At 59.5% G+C, this 24,163-nt stretch carries 23 protein-coding genes and 1 pseudogene; 15 read left to right on the top strand and 9 right to left on the bottom strand.

The features are described 5' to 3' along the window. The first annotated feature begins 96 nt into the window (after nucleotides 1–96). The 4 genes from KUW67_RS09400 to KUW67_RS09385 are packed head-to-tail and all read left to right on the top strand — an operon-like array spanning nucleotide 97 to nucleotide 2,710. Complete coding sequence (locus tag KUW67_RS09400; RefSeq protein WP_224825029.1) at nucleotides 97–885, top strand: exodeoxyribonuclease III; 789 nt, start codon at nucleotides 97–99, stop codon at nucleotides 883–885. Between the two features lie 54 nt (nucleotides 886–939). Then, nucleotides 940–1,857 (top strand): co-chaperone YbbN, encoded by a 918-nt coding sequence (locus KUW67_RS09395; RefSeq protein WP_224825028.1) that lies wholly within the window; start codon nucleotides 940–942, stop codon nucleotides 1,855–1,857. 26 nt (nucleotides 1,858–1,883) lie between these two features. After that, nucleotides 1,884–2,531: an LON peptidase substrate-binding domain-containing protein gene (locus tag KUW67_RS09390; protein WP_255596772.1), complete on the top strand. Its 648-nt coding sequence runs from the start codon at nucleotides 1,884–1,886 to the stop codon at nucleotides 2,529–2,531. Nucleotides 2,532–2,557: 26 nt separating this feature from the next. Then, nucleotides 2,558–2,710, top strand: a complete 153-nt coding sequence (locus KUW67_RS09385) for a Trm112 family protein (RefSeq protein ID WP_224825150.1) — start codon at nucleotides 2,558–2,560, stop codon at nucleotides 2,708–2,710. Here the strand turns inward: KUW67_RS09385 and KUW67_RS09380 are convergent. Then, the gene (locus tag KUW67_RS09380; RefSeq protein WP_224825027.1) at nucleotides 2,707–3,963 is read right to left on the bottom strand and encodes an FAD-dependent monooxygenase; all 1,257 of its coding nucleotides are present in this window, start codon (nucleotides 3,961–3,963) and stop codon (nucleotides 2,707–2,709) included. The two genes, KUW67_RS09385 and KUW67_RS09380, sit on opposite strands and share 4 nt — an antisense overlap. Before the next feature lie 43 nt (nucleotides 3,964–4,006). Here KUW67_RS09380 and KUW67_RS09375 point away from each other — a divergent pair, with 43 nt between their 5' ends. The 4 genes from KUW67_RS09375 to KUW67_RS09360 all read left to right on the top strand — a co-directional run bounded on the left by KUW67_RS09375 (nucleotide 4,007) and on the right by KUW67_RS09360 (nucleotide 10,220). Beyond that, entirely contained in the window at nucleotides 4,007–5,335 is a 1,329-nt protein-coding gene (locus tag KUW67_RS09375) for an amidase (protein ID WP_224825026.1), read from the top strand. A gap of 117 nt (nucleotides 5,336–5,452) precedes the next feature. After that, nucleotides 5,453–6,619, top strand: a complete 1,167-nt coding sequence (locus tag KUW67_RS09370; protein ID WP_224825025.1) for an aminotransferase class I/II-fold pyridoxal phosphate-dependent enzyme — start codon at nucleotides 5,453–5,455, stop codon at nucleotides 6,617–6,619. 10 nt (nucleotides 6,620–6,629) lie between these two features. Continuing rightward, nucleotides 6,630–9,548: a DNA translocase FtsK gene (locus tag KUW67_RS09365; protein ID WP_224825024.1), complete on the top strand. Its 2,919-nt coding sequence runs from the start codon at nucleotides 6,630–6,632 to the stop codon at nucleotides 9,546–9,548. A gap of 81 nt (nucleotides 9,549–9,629) precedes the next feature. Next, nucleotides 9,630–10,220, top strand: coding sequence for an outer membrane lipoprotein carrier protein LolA (locus KUW67_RS09360; protein ID WP_370634941.1), 591 nt, complete (start codon nucleotides 9,630–9,632; stop codon nucleotides 10,218–10,220). A gap of 96 nt (nucleotides 10,221–10,316) precedes the next feature. Here KUW67_RS09360 and KUW67_RS09355 read toward each other — a convergent pair whose 3' ends face one another. Further along, complete coding sequence (locus KUW67_RS09355) at nucleotides 10,317–10,898, bottom strand: lytic transglycosylase (protein WP_224825022.1); 582 nt, start codon at nucleotides 10,896–10,898, stop codon at nucleotides 10,317–10,319. A 71-nt stretch (nucleotides 10,899–10,969) separates the two neighbouring features. Next, nucleotides 10,970–11,851 carry an AEC family transporter gene (locus tag KUW67_RS09350; RefSeq protein WP_224825021.1) on the bottom strand — a complete coding sequence of 294 codons (882 nt, stop codon included), beginning with the start codon at nucleotides 11,849–11,851 and terminating at the stop codon, nucleotides 10,970–10,972. Between the two features lie 82 nt (nucleotides 11,852–11,933). Between KUW67_RS09350 and hspQ the strand changes: the two genes are divergently transcribed. Next, nucleotides 11,934–12,260 carry a heat shock protein HspQ gene (gene hspQ / locus KUW67_RS09345; RefSeq protein WP_224825020.1) on the top strand — a complete coding sequence of 109 codons (327 nt, stop codon included), beginning with the start codon at nucleotides 11,934–11,936 and terminating at the stop codon, nucleotides 12,258–12,260. Here the strand turns inward: hspQ and KUW67_RS09340 are convergent. From KUW67_RS09340 to KUW67_RS09330, 3 genes are all read right to left on the bottom strand, one after another. Further along, on the bottom strand, nucleotides 12,257–13,828 hold the full coding sequence (locus KUW67_RS09340; protein WP_224825019.1) for a gamma-glutamyltransferase family protein: 1,572 nt from the start codon (nucleotides 13,826–13,828) through the stop codon (nucleotides 12,257–12,259). The genes hspQ and KUW67_RS09340 overlap by 4 nt on opposite strands. 399 nt (nucleotides 13,829–14,227) lie before the next feature. Further along, nucleotides 14,228–14,719: an ATP-binding protein gene (locus KUW67_RS09335; protein WP_224825018.1), complete on the bottom strand. Its 492-nt coding sequence runs from the start codon at nucleotides 14,717–14,719 to the stop codon at nucleotides 14,228–14,230. Then, nucleotides 14,716–15,054: an STAS domain-containing protein gene (locus KUW67_RS09330; RefSeq protein ID WP_224825017.1), complete on the bottom strand. Its 339-nt coding sequence runs from the start codon at nucleotides 15,052–15,054 to the stop codon at nucleotides 14,716–14,718. The genes KUW67_RS09335 and KUW67_RS09330 overlap by 4 nt, the downstream gene beginning before the upstream one ends. 89 nt (nucleotides 15,055–15,143) lie before the next feature. Here KUW67_RS09330 and KUW67_RS09325 point away from each other — a divergent pair, with 89 nt between their 5' ends. From KUW67_RS09325 to KUW67_RS09305, 5 genes and pseudogenes are all read left to right on the top strand, one after another. After that, entirely contained in the window at nucleotides 15,144–16,304 is a 1,161-nt protein-coding gene (locus KUW67_RS09325) for an acetyl-CoA C-acyltransferase (RefSeq protein WP_224825016.1), read from the top strand. Continuing rightward, the gene (locus KUW67_RS09320) at nucleotides 16,301–16,750 is read left to right on the top strand and encodes a GAF domain-containing protein (protein WP_224825015.1); all 450 of its coding nucleotides are present in this window, start codon (nucleotides 16,301–16,303) and stop codon (nucleotides 16,748–16,750) included. The genes KUW67_RS09325 and KUW67_RS09320 overlap by 4 nt, the downstream gene beginning before the upstream one ends. Further along, nucleotides 16,747–17,360: pseudogene (locus tag KUW67_RS09315) on the top strand (LysE family translocator). The gene KUW67_RS09320 and the pseudogene KUW67_RS09315 overlap by 4 nt, the downstream one beginning before the upstream one ends. Next, nucleotides 17,357–17,728: a GFA family protein gene (locus KUW67_RS09310; RefSeq protein ID WP_224825014.1), complete on the top strand. Its 372-nt coding sequence runs from the start codon at nucleotides 17,357–17,359 to the stop codon at nucleotides 17,726–17,728. The pseudogene KUW67_RS09315 and the gene KUW67_RS09310 overlap by 4 nt, the downstream one beginning before the upstream one ends. Beyond that, nucleotides 17,725–18,372 (top strand): RluA family pseudouridine synthase, encoded by a 648-nt coding sequence (locus tag KUW67_RS09305; protein ID WP_224825013.1) that lies wholly within the window; start codon nucleotides 17,725–17,727, stop codon nucleotides 18,370–18,372. The genes KUW67_RS09310 and KUW67_RS09305 overlap by 4 nt, the downstream gene beginning before the upstream one ends. A gap of 102 nt (nucleotides 18,373–18,474) precedes the next feature. Here the strand turns inward: KUW67_RS09305 and KUW67_RS09300 are convergent, their stop codons facing one another. Further along, a complete protein-coding gene (locus KUW67_RS09300; protein ID WP_224825012.1) occupies nucleotides 18,475–19,902 on the bottom strand; it encodes an aldehyde dehydrogenase family protein in 1,428 nt (475 codons plus the stop codon). 210 nt (nucleotides 19,903–20,112) lie between these two features. Here KUW67_RS09300 and KUW67_RS09295 point away from each other — a divergent pair, with 210 nt between their 5' ends. Beyond that, nucleotides 20,113–20,766, top strand: a complete 654-nt coding sequence (locus KUW67_RS09295) for a peroxiredoxin (RefSeq protein WP_224825011.1) — start codon at nucleotides 20,113–20,115, stop codon at nucleotides 20,764–20,766. On the opposite strand, the gene KUW67_RS09290 is transcribed toward KUW67_RS09295, so the two are convergent. Continuing rightward, the gene (locus KUW67_RS09290) at nucleotides 20,755–21,228 is read right to left on the bottom strand and encodes a hypothetical protein (protein WP_224825010.1); all 474 of its coding nucleotides are present in this window, start codon (nucleotides 21,226–21,228) and stop codon (nucleotides 20,755–20,757) included. The two genes, KUW67_RS09295 and KUW67_RS09290, sit on opposite strands and share 12 nt — an antisense overlap. Before the next feature lie 697 nt (nucleotides 21,229–21,925). Continuing rightward, the gene (locus KUW67_RS09285; RefSeq protein WP_224825009.1) at nucleotides 21,926–23,947 is read right to left on the bottom strand and encodes a PhoX family phosphatase; all 2,022 of its coding nucleotides are present in this window, start codon (nucleotides 23,945–23,947) and stop codon (nucleotides 21,926–21,928) included. Between the last annotated feature and the right edge of the window lie 216 nt (nucleotides 23,948–24,163).

Below are 24,163 nucleotides of genomic sequence, written 5' to 3'. Positions count from 1 at the left end.
TGGGTTAAAGACGGAACCTCCCTGTTGGACTTGGTCGGGCCTTGCGCCCGACCTTTTTTTATGGGCCTTCTTGTCCAGCTGCTGCCGGAGGATTTCATGCCCTTTACCCTTGCCACCTGGAACATCAACTCCGTGCGCCTGCGCGAGCCGATCGTTCTGAAATTACTCGAAGAAGAAGCACCTGACGTGCTCTGTCTGCAAGAATGCAAAAGCCCGGTTGAGAAGATCCCAACCGATGGCGTCGCAGCTTTGGGCTATACCCACATGGTCGCACGCGGCCAGAAGGGCTATAATGGCGTGGCCATCCTGTCCAAACTGCCGATAACCGATGCGGGTGACCGCGATTTCGTCGGCATGGGCCATGCGCGCCATGTGGCAGCGACGCTTGAGAATGGCGTGACGATCCACAACTACTATGTGCCTGCCGGGGGCGATGTCGCTGACCGCGAGGTGAACGAGAAGTTCGGCCAAAAGCTCGATTTTCTGACCGAGATGCGGGATTGGTTTCATGCGGAAAAGCCCGAAAAGTCGATCCTTGTGGGCGATCTGAACATCGCCCCGCGCGAGGATGACGTCTGGTCGCACAAGCAGCTTTTGAAGGTGGTCAGCCATACACCGATTGAAGTTGACCATTTGGGTGCTGCGCAGGACGCTGGTGCCTGGGTCGACATCACCCGCAAGGATATTCCTGACGGCCCGCTTTATAGTTGGTGGTCTTATCGCGCCAAAGATTGGGACGCGGCAGACAAGGGTCGCCGCCTCGATCACGTATGGGCAACTGATGATATTGCGAATGCGGGCCACGGGTCGCGCGTCCTGCGTCACGTTCGCGGTTGGGAGAAGCCCAGTGACCACGCACCGGTTTTCGCGACCTTCGACCTTTGACAATCACACCTTGCCCTCACATATGAAGGGCAACGGAATTTAAGGACAGAACCCATGCTGGAACTTGGCGGCACCGGTGGCGCAGATGCGCCCGCAACCGATCTTATCAAAGATGTGACCGAAGCGACGTTCATGGCGGACGTGGTCGAGCAAAGTCAGACGGTCCCGGTGATCGTCGATTTCTGGGCACCGTGGTGTGGGCCGTGCAAGACGCTTGGACCCCAGCTTGAGGCCGCCGTCACCGCGGCGGGCGGGCGCGTGAAGATGGCCAAGGTCGATGTCGATCAGGCGCAGCAGATTGCAGCGCGACTGCAAATCCAGTCGATCCCGACGGTTTATGCCTTCTATCAGGGTCAGCCCGTGGATGGCTTTCAAGGCGCTGTCGCCCAATCCGAGGTGAACGCTTTTGTCGAGCGCGTGGCCGCTTTGGCAGGCGAGCCTGACAATGGCCTTGCTGATGCGATTGAGGCGGCCGAAGGGATGCTGGCCGAAGGGGCCGCAACGGATGCCGCGCAAACCTTTGCCGCTATTCTTGGTGAAGACCCGAACAACGCAGCGGCTTATGGCGGTCTGGTTCGCGCCCATCTCGCGCTGGACGATCTGGATCAGGCCGAGGCGATCTTGAACGGCGCCCCTGCCGACATCGCAGACGCGCCCGAGCTGGAAGCAGCCCATGCGCAGTTGGAACTGGCCAAGCAAGCTGCAGGCGCTGGCCCTGTCGGTGAATTGAAAGCGGCAGTCGAGGCTGATCCAGCCAATCACCAGGCCCGTTTTGATCTGGCTACAGCTCTTCATGCCTCTGGTCAGACCGAGGAAGCAGTGACGGAACTGCTCGAAATTTTCCGCCGTGATCGGGAGTGGAATGACGGAGCCGCCAAGGCCCAGCTCTTCACGATTTTCGATGCGCTCAAGCCCGAAGACCCGATTGCATTGAACGGACGTCGCAAACTCTCGTCACTGATATTTGCCTGAGGCGCCACACGGGCTACCTGACTAAAATGATAATAAAAGCTGCCGACCTGCCAGACACGATTCCAGTGTTCCCCCTGCCCGGCGCGCTTTTGCTGCCTCGTGCCCGTCTTCCGCTGCATATCTTCGAGCCGCGTTACCTCGCGATGATTGATGATGCGCTGAAAACCTCCACGCGTTTGATCGGCATGATCCAACCGCACCGCGTGCCCGGGTCCGATCAAGACAGGCTCCATCACATTGGATGCGCAGGTCGCGTCACGGCGCTAAGCGAGACCGATGACGGGCGCTATATGATTACGCTCAGCGGCATGTCGCGCTTTCGCGTCGTCAAAGAAGTGTCGGGTTTTTCGCCCTACCGCAAATGCGACGTGTCCTGGACCGGATTTGACCGGGACCAAGGACCGGTTGAGCATGACAAAGGCTTTGATCGAGACACGTTTCTCGATCTGCTTGCACGGTATTTCGCAGATCAGGACCTGTCGACCGATTGGGTCAATCTCAAGGATGCCGAGGACGAGTTGCTGATCAACTCGCTCTCGATGCTTTGCCCGTTTGACCCCGAAGACAAACAGGCGTTGCTGGAAGCGCCGTCACTTTCGACCCGCCGGGAAACGCTTGTCACCCTGATCGAGTTTGCGTTGCGCGGCGGCTCGAACGAAGAGATGATCCAGTGAGCGACGGTCCCGTCTTTGATCGCCATATGTTAGAGGCGCTGGTCTGCCCGCAATCCCACAACACGTTGGAATACGACGCCGAGGCGCAAGAGCTGATCTCGAAATCAGCCAACCTTGCCTTCCCGATCCGCGACGGTATCCCTGTGATGCTGGTCGACGAGGCGCGCGTCCTCGACTAGACGCGTTTGCCTTGAAGCAGTTTTGGCAAATCCCCGGTCAGACCCGCGGCCTCCCGAATGAAGCTGCGGCGCAAGCGTGGGACGGCATTGATAAGCCCCATCCCCAGATCGCGCCCGATACGCAAAACAGTATTATCGTTTGAGAACAATCGGTTGAACGTGTCTGTCGCGAGCCCCAACATAGTTCGATCAAAGCGCCGCCAGCGCTGGTATTCCTCCAGCGTGATTGGCGACCCGATGTCTTGCCCGCGCCTGCGTGCAAGCGTCAACACCTCGGCCAAAGCGGCCACATCGCGCAGGCCCGCGTTCAGCCCTTGCCCCGCAATCGGGTGCATGCCTTGCGCGGCATCGCCAACCAAGGCGATGCGATCTGCAATAAAGCTTTGTGCCGTCGTCAGGTTCAGCGGGTAGGTATAGCGGTCGCCAGTCAGCGAAATCTCCCCGAGGAAATTGCCAAAACGCGGGCGTAGCACATCCAGATAGCTGTCATCATCCAACGCGTTGATCTCAGCGGCGCGGGCCGACGTCTCGCTCCACACGATTGAACTGCGATCCCCCGTCAGCGGTAAAATCGCGAGCGGCCCCGGCGGCATGAAATACTGATGCGCAACACCGCCATGGGGTTTCTCATGCTTGATCGCGCAGACCAGCGCGGTTTGGCCGTATTCGGTCACGTTCCGCTTGATCCCCGCACGTTCCGCTGTGCCGCTGCGCCGTCCATCAGCACCCACCAGAAGCGTTGCCGTCAGCGTCTTGCCCGAGGCCAGCGTGACGCTCACGCCTGTGTCCGACACCTCCTGCGCAACGACCGTTTCTTTCGCCAAATGCGTGATCTTTGGCTCTGCCTCGACAGCATCCAGAAAGGCGCGGCGCAGATTGCGATCCTCGACCATGAAGCCCATCGGGCCTTCCTCGATCTCCGCGTGATCGAAATGCATCATCAGCGGGGAAGGGGCCTCGCCCGCGCGCCCGTCTGTGACTTTGATCTCCAGCATCGGCTGCGCGTCAGGCGCTACGGTTTCCCACACTCCGACCGCCTCCAGCAGCCGTTTCGAGGCTAGCGCCAAGGCATAGCTGCGCCCGTCAAAGGTCTTGGCTTTGCGGGTCGCTTTGGGCAGCGCGTCGATCATCGCCACGCGAAAGCCCCCTTGTGCGAGGGCCAATGCCAAGCCGGTGCCGTTCAGGCTACCGCCCACGATGATGATATCTGTGTCCATGCCCCGCAATATGGGCGCGCGGGCGGGATTGTCCATGCGCTGCGCTGCCGCTACCGTGCCCGCAAAACCGGAGGGCATCATGGACGACTGGCTGACCAAAAGCGCCGCAGATCTGGGGCGCGGCATAGCGGCAAGGGAGATTGACCCGGTGGCCCTGACCCAGACCTATCTGGACGCCATCGACGCGCACCCCCACCGTGACCGCATCTATGCGCGCGTCACAGCCAAGCGCGCCATGGCCGAAGCACAAGCCGCCAAAGAGCGGGCCGCTTTGGGTCAGCGTCGCTCGCTTCTCGATGGCGTGCCGATCTCGTGGAAAGACCTCTTCGACACGGCCGGTGTAGCAACCGAAGCGGGCAGCGCCTTGTTGAAAGATCGCACGCCCGATCATGACGCCGAAGTGCTGCGCAACGCCACTGCAATGGGCCTTGTCTGCCTCGGCAAAACCCACATGACCGAGCTTGCGTTTTCAGGTCTTGGCCTCAACCCCGTCACCGGCTCGCCGCCCAATATCAATGACGAAAATACCGTTTCTGGCGGGTCCTCCTCCGGTGCCGCGACCTCTGTCGCCTTCGGTCTAGCCGCCGCCGGGATTGGCTCTGATACCGGCGGCTCCGTTCGTGTGCCTGCCTGCTGGAATGATCTCGTCGGCCTGAAAACCACCGCTGGCCGTGTCTCTGCGCAAGGCGTCGTCCCGCTTGCGCCCAAATTCGACACGGTTGGCCCGCTGACCCGCACGGTCGAAGACGCGGCCCTTATGCTCGCGGCTCTCGAAGGCACCAAGCCCATCGATACCAGCCCCACAACCCTAGAGAACCGCCATTTCGCGATCCTCGACACTAGCGCTTTCGACGATATTCGCGATCAGCCCCGCGCCGGGTTCGACAGCGCATACATTCGCCTGCAAAATGCAGGCGCGCGGATCACCCATATCGACATCCCCGAAGTGGCCGAGGCGATGGCGCTTGCCTCGCCACTTTTCACTGCCGAAGCCTATGGCACTTGGAAAGACGTGATCGAAGCGAACCCCGACGCGATGTTCCCTGAAATCCTGCAACGCTTCCGCATCGGCAAAACGGTCATGGCCGCTGATTACGTCGCCGCGTGGCAAGCCATCGACCGCTGCCGCGCCGCCTATCTCAAAGCGACTGCTGGCTTCGACGCGGTTCTGATCCCAAGCTGCCCGATCATGCCGCCCAATGCAGAGCGTCTTGCCAAAGATCACGACTATTTCGTCACAGAAAACTTGCTGACGCTGCGCAATACGCGCATCGGAAACCTGATGGGGCTGTGTGCCGTCACGCTGCCTACGGGCCTGCCCTCGACGGGCATCATGCTCATGGGCGCGCCCCATTCCGAGGAACGCCTGCTCCGTCTCAGCCTCGCTGCCGAGGCCGCTTTGGCCTAAATGCCACAGAAATTTCCCGCAGCCGCTTCTTTTTGCACCGTTTTTCTGGACGCACGCCCGCCCGGCGGGTAACTTGATCTCAAACGGGGCGTTAATGACCCCGATCTTGAGGCAGTAATGATCTATCCTGAGCGGTTCGCCGCCCTTCCGGACCATCCTTGGCCGCGCCTGCGGTCTTTGCTGAACGGCATTGCGCCGGGTGGCCCGGAAACGCTCATGACCATTGGCGAGCCGAAACACGCTTTTCCTGCATGGATCACCGATATCATTCAGGAAAATGCCGCCGGGTTTAACAGCTACCCCCCCAATGACGGCTTTCCCGAACTGCTTGAGACGATTGCCAAGTGGATCGAAACCCGCTTCGGCGCGACCCTTGATCCCGAGACACAGATCATGGCGCTCAATGGCACGCGCGAAGGGCTGTTCAACGCTTGTCTTGCGCTTTGCCCTCCAGACACGAATGTGCTTGTGCCGAACCCGTTTTACTCGGTCTACGGCGTCGCGGCCAAAGCGGCGGGGGCCACGCCGCACTATATTCCTGCTTTGGCAGAGAACGGGTTCTTGCCCGATTTCGCCGGCCAACCAGCGGATGTGTTGGACAACACCGCCATCGTCTACATGTGCTCGCCCACCAATCCCGAAGGGGCTGTCGCCTCGCCTGACTATTGGCGCGACCTACTGGCTTTGGCGGAAAAGCACGATTTCATCATCTTCGCTGACGAGTGCTATTCCGAGATTTACCGTGACACGGCCCCTGTAGGCGGCCTGCAAATGGTCAAGGAAACCGGCGCGAACCCCGAACGGGTCGTCGTGTTTCATTCGCTCTCCAAACGCTCGAACCTGCCGGGGCTACGCTCTGGCTTTGTTGCCTCCGGCCCTGAGAACATGCGCCGCATCAAGCAATTGCGCGCCTATGCTGGAGCCCCCTTGCCTCTGCCATTACAGCACGCGGCCAAAGCCGCATGGGCGGATGAACAGCATGTCATCGAAAACCGCGCGCTTTACAAAGCGAAGTTCGACGCAGCGGATGAGGTCTTTGCTGGCCTCAACTCTTACCACGCGCCAGAGGCTGGATTCTTCTTGTGGCTTCCGGTCGAGGACAGCGAAAAAGCCACAGTCAAGCTGTGGCAGGAAACAGGCGTCAAGGTTCTGCCGGGTGCATATCTGAGCCGCGAGGTTGGGGGCATCACCCCCGGCGCAGGCTATATCCGGGTCGCCTTGGTGGCCCCAATCAATGAAACGCGGGACGGGCTGACAAGGCTGCGATCCTGTTTATACGACTGACGAGGTAGGCATGGCATATCAAACGCGCGGGCGCGATCCGCTTCTGGACAGCAACATGCAAGCCGCGATTGAAAAACGCGGTAAAGAGCTGATTGGCCTTACCTTATTGGCGATCGGCGCGCTGACCGCTGCGATGCTTTGGTCCTATTCGCCGGAAGATCCCAACTGGATGGCCGTCACCGACGAGCCTGTGCAAAACATGCTGGGTCGCTTTGGTGCTTCGCTTGCCGCGCCGCTGCTGATGATTGTCGGCAAAGGGGCCTGGGCCATCGCATTCATCTTTATCGCCTGGGGCCTGCGTTTTGCCTTGCACCGCGGCGAAGACCGCGCGCTGTCCCGTCTGATCTTCTTTCCCATCGCGATTGCCGTCGGATCCATCTATGCCGCCACGCTGACACCGCCTGCCACATGGACCCACAGCTTTGGTGTGGGGGGGCTTTTCGGCGATACCGTCCTGTCGATGCTGCTCAGCATTTTGCCCTTCGGCGCGGGCTTTACCGTCAAATTCGTGTCTTTTGCGACAGGCGTCGGTGTGCTGACGCTGGGCGCATTTGTCCTTGGCTTCACCCGCCCTGAAATCCGGACGCTCTTCCGCTTTATGGCGCTGGGCCTTGTGATTGCCTATGCCCAGATCATGACGCTTTTGGGCAAAGGGGCCTCTGGTGCCGTGGGCCAGGCCCGCCGCATGCAAGAGGCACAAGCGGCCCGCAAAGCCCGTCTGGCCGAAGAGCAAGCGATGCAGCAAGACGCTGTTATCTATGATGAAACACCGGCGATGCAGCCGCGGCCAGCTGCCGTGATCCGCCCTGAGCCACCCGTTCAACAAACGCCACACATGCAGCCGATGCCGCAAGTTGGCCCTGCTGTGCAGCCTGAACCGGTCTCCGAACCACAGCCGAAAACCGGCCTGTTGGCGGGCGTTGCCAAGCTGATTAAGCCTGCCGATCCTCTGCCCGAGCCTGAACTGCCCGAGCAGGAATATGCGCCCGACATCGACTACGCCAACAGCGATGATCGCATCAAAGCGCGCATCTCGGACGCGATCAAATCGCGTGTGCGCCAGTCGCCCGGCCAAGCCATGCCACGGGTGGAGCCGTCGCTGACCCGCGGTCGTGGCCCGCAACCGCTGATTGCCGATACTGCGCCGCGTATGGCTGATATGCCCGCCGAGCCGCCGGTGACGTCCACCCCCCAAGCCTTGTCGCTGACCCGTGTCAGCCGCGTGGACATGCCCGAGCAGAAACCGCTTACCGCCGAGCCTCTGTTTGAGACCGAAGACGCGCCTGCACCAATCCCGCAGGCCGCCGCGGTTGAGCCGCAAACCCGCGTGCAACACACCCCCAAGAAAGCCGTGACCCCCTCACGTCAAGCCAAGGCGGAAGCCCAGCCAGCACTTCAATTTGAAGACAACATGGCAGATTACGAACTGCCCCCGCTGAACCTTCTGACGAACCCGATTGAGGTGCAGCGCCATCATCTGTCTGACGAAGCGCTCGAAGAGAATGCGCGGATGCTGGAAAACGTCCTTGATGATTACGGCGTGAAGGGGGAGATCGTGTCGGTCCGCCCCGGCCCGGTTGTGACCATGTATGAGCTTGAACCTGCGCCGGGTCTCAAAGCCTCCCGCGTGATTGGTCTGGCCGATGATATCGCCCGCTCCATGTCCGCGCTGTCTGCGCGTGTTTCCACTGTGCCGGGCCGTTCGGTCATCGGGATCGAACTGCCCAATGAGAACCGCGAAAAGGTTGTCCTGCGCGAGATCCTCAGCGCGCGTGATTTTGGCGACAGCAACATGAAGCTGCCCCTCGCGCTGGGCAAGGATATCGGCGGTGATCCAATTGTCACGAACCTTGCCAAGATGCCCCACCTCCTGATCGCAGGGACGACCGGCTCGGGTAAATCCGTGGCGATCAACACCATGATCCTGTCGCTCCTCTACAAGCTCACGCCCGAGGAATGCCGCCTGATTATGATCGATCCGAAGATGTTGGAACTTAGCGTTTATGACGGCATTCCGCATCTTCTGTCGCCCGTGGTGACGGACCCGAAAAAGGCCGTGGTGGCTTTGAAATGGGTCGTGGGCGAGATGGAAGAACGGTATCGCAAGATGTCCAAAATGGGCGTGCGCAACATCGACGGCTATAATGGCCGCGTCCGCGAAGCGCTTGCCGCTGGTGAGATGTTCCAGCGCACCGTACAGACCGGCTTTGACGAAGACACCGGCGAACCGATCTTCGAGACCGAAGAATTCGCGCCCGAAACGATCCCCTATATCGTTGTCATTGTAGATGAAATGGCCGACCTGATGATGGTCGCAGGTAAAGAGATTGAGGCTTGCATCCAGCGTCTTGCGCAGATGGCACGTGCCTCGGGCATCCACCTGATCATGGCCACGCAGCGTCCCTCCGTCGATGTGATCACCGGTACGATCAAGGCCAACTTCCCGACCCGGATCAGCTTCCAGGTGACTTCCAAAATCGACAGCCGCACAATTCTGGGTGAGCAGGGGGCCGAGCAGCTTCTGGGCATGGGCGACATGCTCTACATGGCCGGTGGCGGCAAGATCACCCGCGTGCACGGGCCGTTCTGTTCCGATGAAGAGGTCGAGGAAATCGTGACCTACCTCAAAGCCTTTGGCCCGCCGAAATACATGAACGGCGTTGTCGACGGCCCGGATGAGGACAAGGAAAGCGATATCGACATGGTGCTTGGCCTTGGTGGCAACACCAATGGCGAGGACGCGCTATACGATCAGGCCGTGGCCATCGTGATCAAGGATCGCAAATGCTCCACCTCCTACATCCAGCGCAAGTTGGCGATCGGCTACAATAAAGCCGCCCGTCTGGTTGAGCAGATGGAGGATGAAGGCCTTGTGACCGCCGCCAACCACGTAGGCAAACGCGAAATCCTCGTGCCAGAACAGCAATAAAGCGCCTATATCGCGGAACCCTCGCGGCGATGTGAGGGTTCGACAGGTGCGTATCGTCGCGCAAGCAATTATATGGTTCTTATGAAACGCTTTATTGCCACAGCCCTTCTGGGTATCTCGCTTGCTCTGCCTGCTCAGGCCGAGAAGCTGTCGCTGAACGCCATCTCAAACTATCTCAACGGTCTGCAAACCGCCAAAGGTGCGTTCACCCAGATCAATGGGGATGGCACGATCTCGACCGGGACGATTTATATCAAACGTCCCGGCCGTGTGCGCTTTGAATACAACCCGCCCGAGGCGTCTTTGGTGATGGCCGGTGGGGGGCAGGTCGCCGTCTTTGATGCACGCTCCAACCAGCCGCCAGAGCAGTATCCGCTGAGCCGTACACCCCTGTCGATTATCCTGCAGCGCAACGTGAACCTTGCGCAGGCGCAGATGGTGACGGGCCATGGCTACGATGGAACCTCGACCACCGTGACAGCGCAAGACCCTGAGAATCCCGACTATGGCAGCATTCAGATGGTGTTCACCGATAGCCCTGTTGAGCTACGCCAGTGGGTGATTACCGATAATGCAGGTGGCCAGACCACGGTTGTTCTGGGCGATCTTGAGAAAGGCGTCACCCTTCCCGCGCGCCTTTTCAATATCGTGCAAGAAGCACAAAGCCGCTAAGTCAGCAGCGCATTAACCTTAATGCGCCGCTCTGCTTTCTTTTGTCTCTAAATACCTACCCCGAAAGCGTGCCGACCCCAGAGGCCGGTCCGCATTCTAGGAACAGCGCATCAACTGAAACTGATAGCTTTGCGCCCGCTGGCCTACTTCGCCCGCGACCCGCATTAGCCAGCCTTTGCTATTATAGCTGCCGCGCGCAAAGCCGGTATGGCCTTCGTGATACGCCAGATACTGGTTGCGCGCGTCGGTCAGCGGAATGCCGTTGCGGTCGCGGGTCTTGTTCATATACCAGCCCATGAAATCGGTGGCATCGGTGATGCGATCCCGCCGCGCATTTCGGCGGCCTGTCTCGGCCAAGTACTCATCCCATGTCCCGTCGAGCGCTTGTGAATACCCAAAGGCAGAGCTTTGGCGCCCCATCGGGATCACACCCAGCGAATAGCGGAACGGGGTCCGCGCATCCGAGATGAATTTGCTTTCCTGATAAATCGTCGCCATCTGGACATGCACCGGCACGCCCCAACGGCGCTCCGTGCGTTTGAAGGCATTCAGGTAGGTCGGTCGCTGATCCAGAATGGAGCACGCGTTGTCTAGGTTTCGGGGCGCACCAGATTGATTGCCGCTGCCACAGGCCGCGACCAACACCAATAGGATAAATGCGCGAAGAGTTCTGCTCATCTGCCTCTCGCTCTTTGTTTTTTCGCAGTTTAGCCAAAAAGCGATCTCTTGAAAACGACAAAGCCGTGAGATCAGAGTAAAAACGCCAATAGCAGCGGAAGGCTGATCACCGATAGCAGCGTCGAGACGACAACAAGCCCTGCGACCGCATCGGAATCGGCCCCGTATTTTTCCGCAATCAGATAGGATGTGACGGCGACGGGGGTCGCGACTTGCAGCACCAGAACCGCAAGTGCGACCGGGTCCAATGCGAACCAATCGCCAACAAGATAAGCTGTTGCCGCACAAATCAGCAGCTTGATGGTTGATAGCAACACCGCTTGCACCAGCCGACCGGGGCGCAATCGCGCGACAGCCACGCCCAGTGTAATCAGCATGATCGGGATGGCGATCTGGCCTATCAAATCAAGCGTATTGGTCAAAAAGGTCGGCGTCTCCCAGCCCTGCCACAGAAAGATCGCGCCCAGAATTGTGGCGCCAACCATTGGTTCCTTGACCACCTTAAGCGGTGATCCGCCACCCGAGACGACCCAGATGCCAAAGGTGAACGAATAAATCGCCATGATCGCGAAGACCACGACCGCATATCCCAGCCCGGTATCGCCAAACGCAAAAAGCGCCAAAGGCAGGCCCAGATTGCCGGTATTGCCGAATGTCAGCGGCGCCAGATAGGTGCGCCTGTCTAAACCATTGGCCAACACGACGGCGGCGCAAAGCAGCGTTACGATCGCGTAAGTTACTATAGACGCAAAAGAAAGTGCCGCCAGCGCCTGGGGATCAACCTCGGTCTGCATGAGCGCCACGAAAATCAGGCACGGCACTGACAGGGTCATCGCAAGACGGGTGACAAACTCCACCCGGTACTCAAAACCCAACTTCACCCATGTGAAACCAACCGCCGCCAACAGGAACACCGGGGCGGTGATCTCTAGAACTGTCAGAACAAGGTTCACAGACTGTTTCCCCAAAAGCGCCTTGCGCCGCGTTTACACGGGCCATCTGGCGCTCTAGTAACGATGTCAGGGGTTGTTGACTATGCACAAAGCACGCGCAAAATATCACTTGGGCCAGGTTGTCCGCCATCGCAAACATCCGTTCCGCGGGGTTGTGTTTGACGTCGACGCAATATTCTCGAACACCGAGGAATGGTATGACGCGATCCCCGAAGACGCGCGTCCCAAGAAGGATCAACCCTTCTATCACCTGCTCGCAGAGAACGATCAAAGCTACTACGTGGCTTACGTGTCCGAGCAGAACCTCGTTGCCGATTACTCAGGCGAGCCCGTGGATCACCCCGACCTCGACGATCTTTTCGGTCCGTTCGAGGATGGTCAGTATCCGCTGCATTTCCAGCTGAATTAATAGCCCAGCGCGCAGCCGTCTTTACGCGGGTCAGACGCGCCTTCCAGCGTGCCATCTGCATGGATTTTGATCGCCTGCGCGCCGCCAATCGGCCCGTCGGGGATGCTGACATCGTGACCCAGATCCGCCAGTTCTTGCCGGACCGTGTCTGAATAGCCCCGCTCGACCTTCATGTCGCTCGCATCCGAAAAGCTGCGCGGCGCATCAATCGCGCTTTGCGGGTCCATCCCGAAATCGATCATATTCGACATAAACCGCGCATGGCCGTTGGATTGATACTGCCCGCCCATCACGCCAAAGGGCATCGTCACTTTGCCGTTCTCGCGCAGCATCCCCGGAATGATCGTGTGCATCGGACGTTTGCCGCCACCCGCCTCATTCGGGTGCCCGTCTTCCAACGTGAAGCCAGCGCCCCGGTTCTGAAACAGCACGCCAAATTTGTCGCTGGCGATGCCAGAGCCGAAGCTGTGAAAGATCGAATAGATCAGCGACACGGCCATCCGGTCCTTGTCGACAACGGTGATATAGATCGTATCTTTATGCACTGCCTCGGTCAGGGGGGCCGCTGCCTGCATCGCTTTCTTTGGGTCGATCAACGCAGCCAGTTTCTGTGCCGTCTCCATCGACAGCATATGCTCCAGCTTTGCGGTTCGGTCGGCAATAAACCGATTGCGCGCATCATAGGCCAGCTTGGTCGCCTCGGCCTCGATATGAGTGCGCAGGGTTCCAAACGGATCCATCCCGGCGATATCAAACTGGCTGAGGATGTTGTTCATCAGGATCGCCGTTGCGCCTTGCCCGTTCGGCGGATGCTCGACCAGTTCGACATCTTTATAACGACCGCTGATCGGGTCGGTGTAGTCGCACCGCGTCTGGGCAAAATCCTCCAGCGTGTGGACGCCGCCGCGCGCTTGCAACGCGGTCACCATGTCCTCTGCGACTTCGCCTTCGTAAAACCCCGCGCGCCCATCCATCGCGATGCGGCGCAGGACCTCGGCTTGTTTCGGCGCACGGAACAGCTGTCCTGCAACCGGTGCTTTGCCGTTCAGCAAAAAGTCATCGCGCGCCCCGCCGCTTAGGTTGCCTACGGCGTCTGCCCAGTCAAAGGCCACGCGGGGGGCGACGGGAATACCTGCCTCTGCATAATGGATCGCTGGCGCGAGAGAGGCTTTGAGCCCCGCCTTCCCGTAATCTTTGGAAAGCGTGCAAAACGCATCCACCGCCCCCGGCACCGTGACCGCAGCGGGATCGTAAAGCGGCACGGTCGCGTGACCTGCGGCGCGCATGGCTGCCGCGTCCAGCGCTTTCGGTGCCCGGCCCGAGCCATTCAGCGCAACGATCTCATCGCTGCCAGCAGGCGACAGCAATACAAAGCAGTCGCCACCGATCCCGGTCATTTGCGGTTCGGCAAAGCCCAGCAGCACCGCGCCCGCGATGGCGGCATCAACGGCATTGCCGCCTGATTCCAGAATTTGGACAGCAACCTTCGCGGCCAGCGGATGCGAGGTGGCGCACATGCCGTTGCCCGCAAATACGGCCGATCGGCCCGGTGTCTGAAAATCGCGCATTGCTGTCCTCCCTCGCAGTGATTGGATAGTAGAGGGACGACAGCGGAGTTCAATGAGGTGTGGGGAAGGATCGGCGCGTTCGTCGCAGGCCGTCAGTATGCGCGCAGGACCTTTTGCCGATGAGACAATCGGAATACCGTCCCCTTCTGAGCGGTCACCAGTACCCATAGAAGCGATTTCTGGAGACCCACTAGAAAGTTGCGCAGTGCGCCAAGGCTCAAATTCGAGATATGACGAAAAGTAAGACCCCGGCGCCACGCACTGGGTGGGGGCTGTTAACGCGACGCCGAGGTGAAGCTATATGCAGCTACATCGTTTTGATACGCAGACATTCGGGCTGGTCTTTGAGCGAATTGAGGTTTCTTCGCGACGATCCATGCAAATCAGAAACAATGCGGTTTAACGCAACGCGTTGCTTTGAGTGTCGCAACAACAGTCGCGCACAGGTTGCGCGGGGCGGGACAATCGAATCGAATAGCTCAGATGGTTTCGCGACGTGTCGCGCCGATATTCCAGCCTGTCTGTCTGTGACCTGATCAGAAACCAGCCAAACCCGCCCTCTGGCAAGTCTTCGCGTGCAACAGTGTGGTCGGGCAATCTGCCCTTCGGCAAGGTCAGACCGGGCATTGCCCGCCCATCATCTTGCACGGCGACATAAAACTGATCACCGCTTGCCCAGAGATGCACCGCGATCAAGGCGTCATCCTGTGTGGGAAACGCATGCTCTGCAATATTGTTGAGCGTCTCAGCCAGTACCAGTTCCACCGTCATGGCGTCGTCGTTGCCAATGCCCCAATCAGGCAGCATCGGCATCAAACGCTCCAGCAAAGCGCGCACGCCATGCTCCGTGCTAAGACAGGAGAGCCGGATATCGCCCACCGTCTGTGTCACTTCGTGATATCTGCCTGTGCCGTTGCGAGGTCAGGATAGATACGGAACACCGAATCCATGCGGGTCAGTTTGAACACCTTTTCCACCGGGGGGCGCAGGCTGGCCAAATCCAGCCGTATCCCGTTTGGCAGGGTTTTCATCACCGCAATAATCGCGCCCAAACCGCTGGAATCGACAAAATCAACGGCGCCCAGATCCAGCAGCACGCGGTCTTTTGCATCCAGTGCTGCGGCCTTCACCGCATCCTTGAAGGTCACCGCCGCGGCAGAGTCGATCCGGTTCTGTTCTACAGTGACGGTTACCGTGCCACCTGATTGCTTTGTTGCAAGGTCCATGCTTTGTCTCCGGTCAGGACTGTTGCAGACATGGATATTGCGCAAATCTTAAGCGAAGGTTTGCGGATATCTCGGGAGGAAACCAGAAAATGCGTAAAGTTGTCATTACTGGTGCGTCGCGCACCCCGATGGGCGGGTTTCAAGGTGCTTTGGCGGGGGCAAGCGCGCCTGATCTGGGCGGCGCCGCAATAAAAGCCGCGATGGCGCAAGCCGGTGTCGAAACCGTGGACGAGGTCCTCATGGGCTGTGTCCTGCCTGCGGGGCAAGGCCAAGCGCCCGCGCGTCAGGCAGGCTTTGCCGCTGGCCTTGGGGAGGATGTCCCCGCAACGACCCTGAACAAAATGTGCGGATCGGGCATGAAAGCTGCGATGATGGCCTTTGACCAGATCGCGTTGGGCCATGCCGACACCATGATTGCCGGCGGGATGGAAAGCATGACGAACGCCCCGTATCTCTTGCCCAAAATGCGCGGTGGCGCGCGGATCGGCCACCAACAGGTGCAGGATTCCATGTTCCTCGATGGGTTGGAGGACGCCTATGACAAAGGCCGCCTGATGGGCACCTTTGCCGAGGATTGCGCCGAGGCGTTTCAATTCACGCGCGACGCGCAGGACGAATATGCGCTTGGTTCGCTTTCCAACGCTTTGGAGGCGCAGAAATCCGGCGCGTTTGCCGATGAAATCGCGTCTGTCATTCTCACAACCCGAAAAGGTGAGACCGTGATTGCCGAGGATGAACAGCCCGGCAATGCCCGCCCCGACAAAATCCCCCAGCTCAAACCTGCGTTCCGCAAGGATGGCACTGTGACGGCCGCGAACAGCTCATCAATCTCCGACGGCGCTGCTGCGTTGGTCCTTGCGTCTGAGGACACTGGCCTGCCCATCCGCGCCCGCATCATGGGGCATGCCAGCCATGCCCAAGCGCCGGGTCTGTTCACGACGGCCCCCGTGCCTGCTGCGCAAAAGTTGCTCAAGGCGATTGGCTGGTCAAAAGACGATATCGACCTGTGGGAAGTGAACGAGGCGTTTGCCGTTGTCCCTATGGCCTTCATGCACGAAATGGGCGTCGACCGCGCAAAGATGAACGTGAACGGCGGCGCCTGCGCGCTGGGCCACCCGATCGGGGCCTCCGGCGCGCGGATCATGGTGACTTTGCTGAACGCATTGGAAAAACGCGACCTCAAACGGGGCGTCGCTGCTATCTGTATCGGCGGCGGTGAAGGCACAGCCATCGCGATCGAGCGTCCATGACAGCCGACCACGCTTCCCTTGCGAAAACCATCGCAGCTCTCACCGAAGGCGAGACCGATGTGATCGCCAAAATGGCCACCATCGCCTGTGAGGTGCACCATTCGGACGACCGCTTCGATTGGACAGGGTTCTACCGCGTGACAGAGCCGAATCTGCTGAAGATAGGCCCCTATCAAGGCGGCCATGGTTGCCTTGTGATTCCCTTCGACAAAGGCGTCTGTGGTGCCGCCGCGCGCACGGGGCAGGTGCAACTTGTCCCCGATGTGGACGCCTTTCCCGGCCATATTGCCTGCGCGTCCTCCACGCGTTCGGAATTGGTCTTGCCGGTCCACGACGGGCAAGGCGCGTTGCTGGGCGTCTTCGATATAGACAGCGACCAGCCCGACGCGTTCACGCAAACCGACGCCGATGCGCTTGCCGCGATTCTGAAAGCGGCCTTTGCATGAGCTTTGAGGGCTGGACGGTTTTCGCCCTTTTCTGGGTGGTCTTTGTGACGACCCCGGGACCAAATGCGGTCAACTGCATCCAGAACGGCATGACCCTTGGCATGGGCCGCGCGATGTGGGGTGTGCTGGTAATCCTGACGCAAGCGACTGCATTCCTGTTGCTATCGGCGCTCGGCATCACGGCCCTGCTCGTTGCCTCGCCAATGGCGTTTTTCTGGGCGAAATTGATCGGCGCGGGCTTTCTGATTTATCTGGGCATTCGCGGTTGGCTGAACGCAGGCAAACCCGTCAGCACCGAACCGCGCTCAGGCCGCTCTGTCTATTTTCACGCGCTGATGATCGCGACGATCAATGCCAAAAGCGTCGCCGGATACCTCGCCGCTTCTCGGCCTTCGTGCAGCCCGACGTCCCGATCTGGGAGCAGATGCGCGTCATTGTCCCCACCGCGTTAACCATTACCGCGCTCAGCTACACGGGCTATACCGCCATTGGCGCGGGTCTTGGAAAACTTGCCATGGGGGCTGTTCTGAACGTCTGGTTCCGGCGTATCATGGCGACCTGTTTCATCATCTACGGGATCGCGCTGGGCGCGACAGGACGGGCGACATGATCAAGGGCGCATGCCTTTGCGGCGCAGTGACATTCGAGGTGGGCGAGGGGGCGCAAGGCTATTCGGTCTGCCATTGCGGGCAGTGCCGCAAACAGTCGGGCCACGCGTGGTCATCAGGCTACGCGCCCGAGGCCAATATCACGATCACCGGAGAGCTCCGCTGGTATGAGGCCTCCCCCACTGCCAAGCGCGGTTTCTGCCCGGTCTGCGGATCGTCCCTGTTCTGGAAAGCCCATGATGAGGACACGATGAGCTTTGCCTTGGGCGCCATCGACAACCCGACCGGCCTGACCTTGGAGAAGCATATCTTCGTTGCCGACAAGGGCGATTACTACGAGATCGCGGATGGTCTACCCCAAAAGCCATGAGTGATGACTACGACCCCCCGCAGGACCCGCTGGAGATCTTGCACGACGATCATGAGCTGCTTTTTATCAACAAACCCAGCGGGTTGCTGTCTGTTCCCGGCAAAGGGGCGCATCTTGCCGATTGCCTGATCGCCCGCGTGCAAGCTGTGTTTCCCGAAGCTCTTTTGGTGCACCGGCTTGACCGCGACACCTCGGGGGTGATGGTCTTTGCCAAAAGCCCACATGCCCAGCGACATCTTGGGTTGCAGTTTGAAAAGCGCGGGACGAAGAAGACTTACATCGCGCGGGTTTTCGGCCGGTTGGAGCCGAAAACAGGCACTGTTGATCTGCCTTTGATCGTCGACTGGCCGAACCGACCCCTACAAAAAGTCTGTCACGAGACGGGCAAAGCCGCCGTCACCGATTGGCGCGTTGTGCGCGCGTCGGACGAGGAAACACGCGTGCGGTTGATGCCCAAGACGGGGCGGTCGCATCAGTTGCGCGTGCATATGCTGGCGCTGGGGCATCCGATATTGGGCGATCCGTTTTATGCCACCGGTGCGGCGCTGGATCACCCGCGCCTGATGCTGCATTCCGAGACGTTGCAGCTGCGTCATCCCGATGGTGGCGCGGGGATGCGGATCAGCGCGAAAGCGCCGTTCTGAGGCGCTTGTGGGCCCCCGTCGGACGCCTCCGGCGGAGGTATTTAAGGACAAAAGAAGGGGCGGCGTTAACCTTAATCAGAGGTGAACGCCGCCTTTGAACGCTTAGGAGTTCCAGCCGGACACGGCTTTGACTTCGAGGAATTCCTCAAGCCCGAAGGTGCCGCCTTCACGCCCGTTGCCGGACGCTTTGTAGCCACCGAAGGGCGAGCCTTGGGCGAAGCCTGATCCGTTGGTTTCCACCATGCCTGAGCGCAAGCGACGCGCCACGCGGCGGCGTCTTTCGTCGTCAGGTGTCTGGATGTAATTGGTCAGGCCATAGGGCGTGTCATTGGCAATGCGGATCGCATCTTCTTCGGTATCAAAGGGCATGATTGACAGGACGGGGCCAAAGATTTCCTCTTTGTAGATCGTCATGTCGGGGGTCACATCGGCAAATACCGTGGGCCGCGCATAAAAGCCGCGGTTCAGGCCGTCAGGTCGCCCAACACCCCCGGCAACCAGCCGCGCGCCCTCGTCGATGCCTTTTTGGATCAGGCCTTGCACTTTGTCGAACTGCGCCTCGGACACCAGCGGGCCGATATGTTTGCCTTCTTCAGAGGCTGGTCCGACGCCGGTCGCATTCGCCGTCTCAACCGCGGCTTCCACGGCGGCATCATAGATCGAGCGTTCAACCAGCATCCGGGTTGGTGCGTTGCAAGACTGCCCGGTGTTGCGGAAACAACGGACCGCACCGCGTCCGGCAGCTTCGGCACCTGCATCTGCGAAAATGACATTCGCGCCTTTGCCGCCCAGCTCAAGGCTCACGCGTTTTAGCGTATCGGCGGCGGCTTTGCTGATCGCGATGCCTGCGCGCGAGGAGCCTGTAAAGCTGACCATGTCGACATCCGGGTGCGCGGAAAGCTGGCTGCCCACGCCGGGGCCATCGCCATTCACAAGGTTGAACACACCTTTCGGGAAACCCGCCTCGTCAATGAACTCAGCGAACAGCAGTCCGGACAAAGGCGCAATTTCGGAGGGTTTCAGCACCATCGTGCAGCCTGTCGCCAGCGCCGGTATCGCTTTCAGCACGATCTGGTTCATCGGCCAGTTCCAAGGCGTGATCAGCGCACAAACCCCGATGGGTTCATAGAGCGTCATCTCGGTGTCGGTGAATTTCCGATCAAACTCGAACGCCTCGAATGCTTTGAGGAATCCTTCCAGATGCCAACTGCCTGCGCCAACCTGTTGCGCGCGCGCCAGGTCCTGCGGCGCGCCCATCTCAAGGCTGATCGCTTGGGCCATTTCCTCGGACCGTGCCGTGTAGACCTCAAGCAGCTCTTTCAGCAAAGCCATCTTTTCGGCTTTCGGTACAAACGCCCAATCCTCGAACGCCGTGCGTGCAGCGGCTACTGCGGCATCCGTATCCGCTTGCGATCCAAGCGAAATGACTGCGCAAGCCTCTTCGGTGGACGGGTCAATGACCGTGAAATCCTGGGGTTTCGACGGTGCGACCCACGCCCCGTTGATGTAAAAATCGCGTTTCTCGATCATGGTGGTCTCCCTTAATGTTGCGGCACTGTTTCATTGGGACTGCCGCCTTTCAAGGGCTGTCGTTCAGCCTGACGGGCAGCCCTTGGAATGGCGTTCTATGCCAGCGCGATTTCGCAAACCACGCGCCCTTTTGCGCCGATCCTCCCTAGCGAATCCCTGCAGAGCCTATAGATATCAGGCAACAGCAATTCATTGACAGGAGGGCACGACATGGGCCTGCGCATTAACGACACGATCCCCGATCTGACGGTCGAAACCGATCAGGGCAGCATCAGCCTGCACGACTTTATCGGCGACAGCTGGGCGATCCTGTTTTCCCACCCGAAAGACTTCACACCCGTTTGCACGACTGAATTTGGCGCTGTCGCCCAGCTGGCAGACGAGTGGGAAAAACGTGGCACCAAGGTGATTGGTGTGTCTGTTGACGGGGTTGAGGACCACAAGAAGTGGAAAGGCGATATCGAGACGGTATCCGGTGCGACGGCCGGGTTCCCGATCATCGCCGATATCGGGCTTGAGGTCTCCAAAGCGTTCGACATGCTACCTGCCGAGGCCTATCTGCCCGATGGTCGCACCCCTGCCGACAGCGCCACCGTGCGCTCGGTCTTTATCATTGGGCCGGACAAGCAGCTTAAGCTGTCGATGACCTACCCGATGACGGTTGGACGCAACTTTGGCGAGATCGTGCGGGCGCTGGACGCGCTGCAGGCAACCTCCAAACACGGTATTGCCACCCCAGCCAATTGGGTCGCAGGCGAAGATGTGATTATCCCGCCCTCGGTCAGCGATGCGGATGCCAAAGAGAAATTCGGAGATTTTGACGCGGTTCTGCCTTACCTGCGTAAGACCAAGTCACCCGTCTGAATAGGTCCGGAACGGATCAAGGGCCTCGCCGATCCCGTTCGGCGGGGCCTCTGTTTGAAGGGTCGTTGTGTCGGGCTGATCGGCCACTACTGTGACCTCGTCCAAATTCCGCGCCGTCGGGCGCGTTGGCGCAACCGGATCCAGCGCCCGGTTCAGGTCACATGTTTCGCGGATTGCGCGTTTCTTTGCGTTGACCTCGCGCGCGAAGCTACCGTCGAAGATACGGCCACGATCTTCCATGTCGTTGGTCACGATGCCCGACACCAATCCGCCCGGCGTTAGTGTGCTGAGAACAACTATCGCCGCGCGTTCGCGGGTGGGTCGCATCTGCTCCAGCGCAATCAGGTCACGCTCTGCCGTGTCGCAATTGACAGGTGCTGCAACGACGGCATCGTCAATGTTGGGAATTGTGGCGCAGGCGGCGCACAACAACACAGCCACAACGGCAAAAACTGGCTTCATATGCTTTTGTTTCCCCTATCCCGGTGAGATTGCGGGATCAGCAATGTTTAGCCTATCTGCGCGCTTTGCCCAAGCCTGCTATTTCCCGGCCCAACCTGCTGAACCGACCTATGTCTCAGACCTGTCTTATGGTACTTTAAATCCATGCAACATGTGCTCCTCTCGACGCGCTTGCAGGCCTCTGCCGATCGTGTTTGGGAAGAGGTCAACACGCCACGTTTGTTGATGTTTGTCGCGTCCCCGGTCCTGCGTTTTGACCTTGTTGAGCCTTTGGTCCTTCCCGATCAATGGGAGGAGCGGGACTATCGCTTCCGGCTCAGGTTCTACGGACGCTTGCCTTTGGGGGAGCAAACGGGGCGTGTCTCAAGGCCCCAACCAGAAGGCCTAAAACGATATGTGCGCGACAACGGCTTCAGCGCACTGATCCGAAGATGGGATCATCTGATAACGATTGAACCAGACGGCAACGGAACGCTTTACAGTGATTGGATTGAGATTGAGGCTGGGCCTCTCACGCCGTTTGTTGCGGCTTTTGCGCGTCGGTTCTACGCGCATCGGCAAAGACGGTGGCACCAGCTTGTTGCAGCTGACTTTAAGTATCCTGCGGCCTGACCTGGGCCGTTTTGCGGAAAAGGTCTGCTTGAAATAGAGAGCCCCGCCAGTAACGGCGGGGCTCCGTCTTTCGGTCTGTTGTAACTTAAACGGCGATCACACCGCCGTCTTCTTTGGTCACGACAACCACCGACGGGCGCGGCGGCATGGCGGGATCAAAGTCGGGCCAGCGGGTTGCCGGGTCTTCAAAGGTCGAGTCGCGCTCGAAGCCCACGAAGTCCTTTGTGCCGTCTGTGCCAGGGTGCTGAACCGCGAGGAACAGCGTCTGGGAGTTGTCGGCAAAGTAGGGCCCGCACAGCTCACCACCCACCGGGCAGCGGAAGAAGAGCTTGGAGTGACCGCGCAGCTCGCCCTCTGTCTCAAGTGCATAAAGGCCGTCGGATTTACCGGTCTTGCCCCAGTTGGAGCCTTGATCGGTCGAAATCCAAAGACGCCCGTCCGCGTCGATGGCGCAGTTGTCGGGCGAACCGAACCAACCGCTTTCGGACGTCTCGGGGTTCCACTCGGCACCGACCTCGGCAATCGTCGGATCACCACATTTCACAAGGATATCCCATGTGCCTGTGGTGGCGGAATGGTTGCCACCCTCTTCCTTGATCTCGATGATATGGCCAAAGCTGCTTTCCGCGCGCGGGTTAGCAGCATCGACCTGATCGGTCTGACGACGGGTGTTGTTGGTCAGCATGATATAAGCCGTGCCATCGCCACGCGGCTGCGCGTCTTCGGGACGGTCCATCGGCGTCGCACCCAGCAGGTCAGCAGCAAGGCGCGTGTCGATCATGACGTCGGCCTGGCTTTCAAAGCCGTTTTCGGCGGTCAGCGGGCCTTCGCCATGGGTCAGGGCCAGCCAGTCGATCGTGCCGTCCTCGTTGAAGCGCGCCACATAGAGCGTGCCCTCCGACAGCAGGCTGGAGCCAAAGACAGAGTTCTCGTCCGTCACAACCTCAGCCGACACCCACTTATACTGGTAGTCAAACCGGTTGTCGTCGCCCGAATAGATCACCAGCTTGCCGTCGCTGGCGACCGTGGTCTCAGCGCCTTCATGGCGAAAACGACCCAGCGCGGTGTGCTTGATTGGTGCGGCATCGGGGTTCATCGGGTCCACTTCGACGATCCAGCCGAAGCGGTTCACTTCGTTGGGCTCTTTGTCGATGTTGAAGCGGTCGTGATACTGACCCCAGGCATACCAGCGCCCGGGAACACCGTAACGCTCCATCGAGGCCGCTTCGGGCTGTGCGGAGACATCTGGATCGCCATCGGCATCCACCGTATCGGTCCAGAAATAACCGTGGAAGTTCTCCTCGGCCATCAGGTAGGTGCCCCAGGGTGTCATGCCGCCGGCACAGTTGTTGATCGTGCCCAGCACCATGGTGCCGGTGTCGTCATAGCTGGTCTTCATCCGGTCGTGACCAGCCGCAGGGCCGTCGATGGTCATCTCGGTATTGGCAGTGATCCGGCGGTTGGCCGGGTTGTCGCGATTGACCGACCACTTGCCATCGTCGCCTTTGACGATCTCGAAAACCGATCCGCCATGGGCGGCCATCTCGATATCGACCAGCTCTTTGGTCATGCCTTCAAAACCAGAACGGTCCTGACGACCCAGACCGGGGAACATCACTTCTTCGTTGGTGTATTCGTGGTTCACGCACAGCATACCACGGCCCGGCTCGACCTCGGCAAAGCCGACATAGTCATTATTATAGCCAAACTGCTGCGCCTGTGCTTCGGCGGTCTGGTTCATCACATCGAACTCAGGCGCATCTGCGGTGATGGGATCGCCCCAGCGCACCAGAATGTCGGCGTTATATCCCTCAGCGATGTGGTGCTCGGTGTCGTTGCCCCAGGCCAGCTCGTCAAATTTGTAACGGCTCTCGGCGCTCATGGCGGCAGCTTGCTTGGGCGCGATCATGGCAGATGTGCCAAACAGAGCGGTCGCCGCAGACACACCCAGCATGCCGCGCAGCATATCGCGGCGGCCATACCGGCGGCTGATCACAGCGCCGATGGTGTTGTCGAGGTGGGGGTTTGTGGGGATGTCGTCGAAGGCCTCAAAGGCTTCGGCTTTATTGCCGTATTCAGGATCGTTGATGATGTCATCACGCGACATGGGCAGCTTCCTCTTTTGGAAAATTGGGTTGCTTGTCTTCACCGGTTTTCGGGTGAATCGGGGCCGTAATTGGACCGATTCCACAAAGACCGTGTGACGGTAGTGTAACCGTTCTGTGACGCTGTCAGATTGTGGTGGCAGAAAGTCGCTCAAATGAAAAAACCGGCCCCGACCCGAGGGTCAGAACCGGTTTCCCACAACGCACCCGTATGAGGT

Origin of the sequence: Cognatishimia sp. MH4019 (genome assembly GCF_020177595.1) — a bacterium.
Lineage (GTDB): Bacteria > Pseudomonadota > Alphaproteobacteria > Rhodobacterales > Rhodobacteraceae > JAHTBL01.
This window is presented reverse-complemented; position numbering and strand designations above follow the sequence as displayed.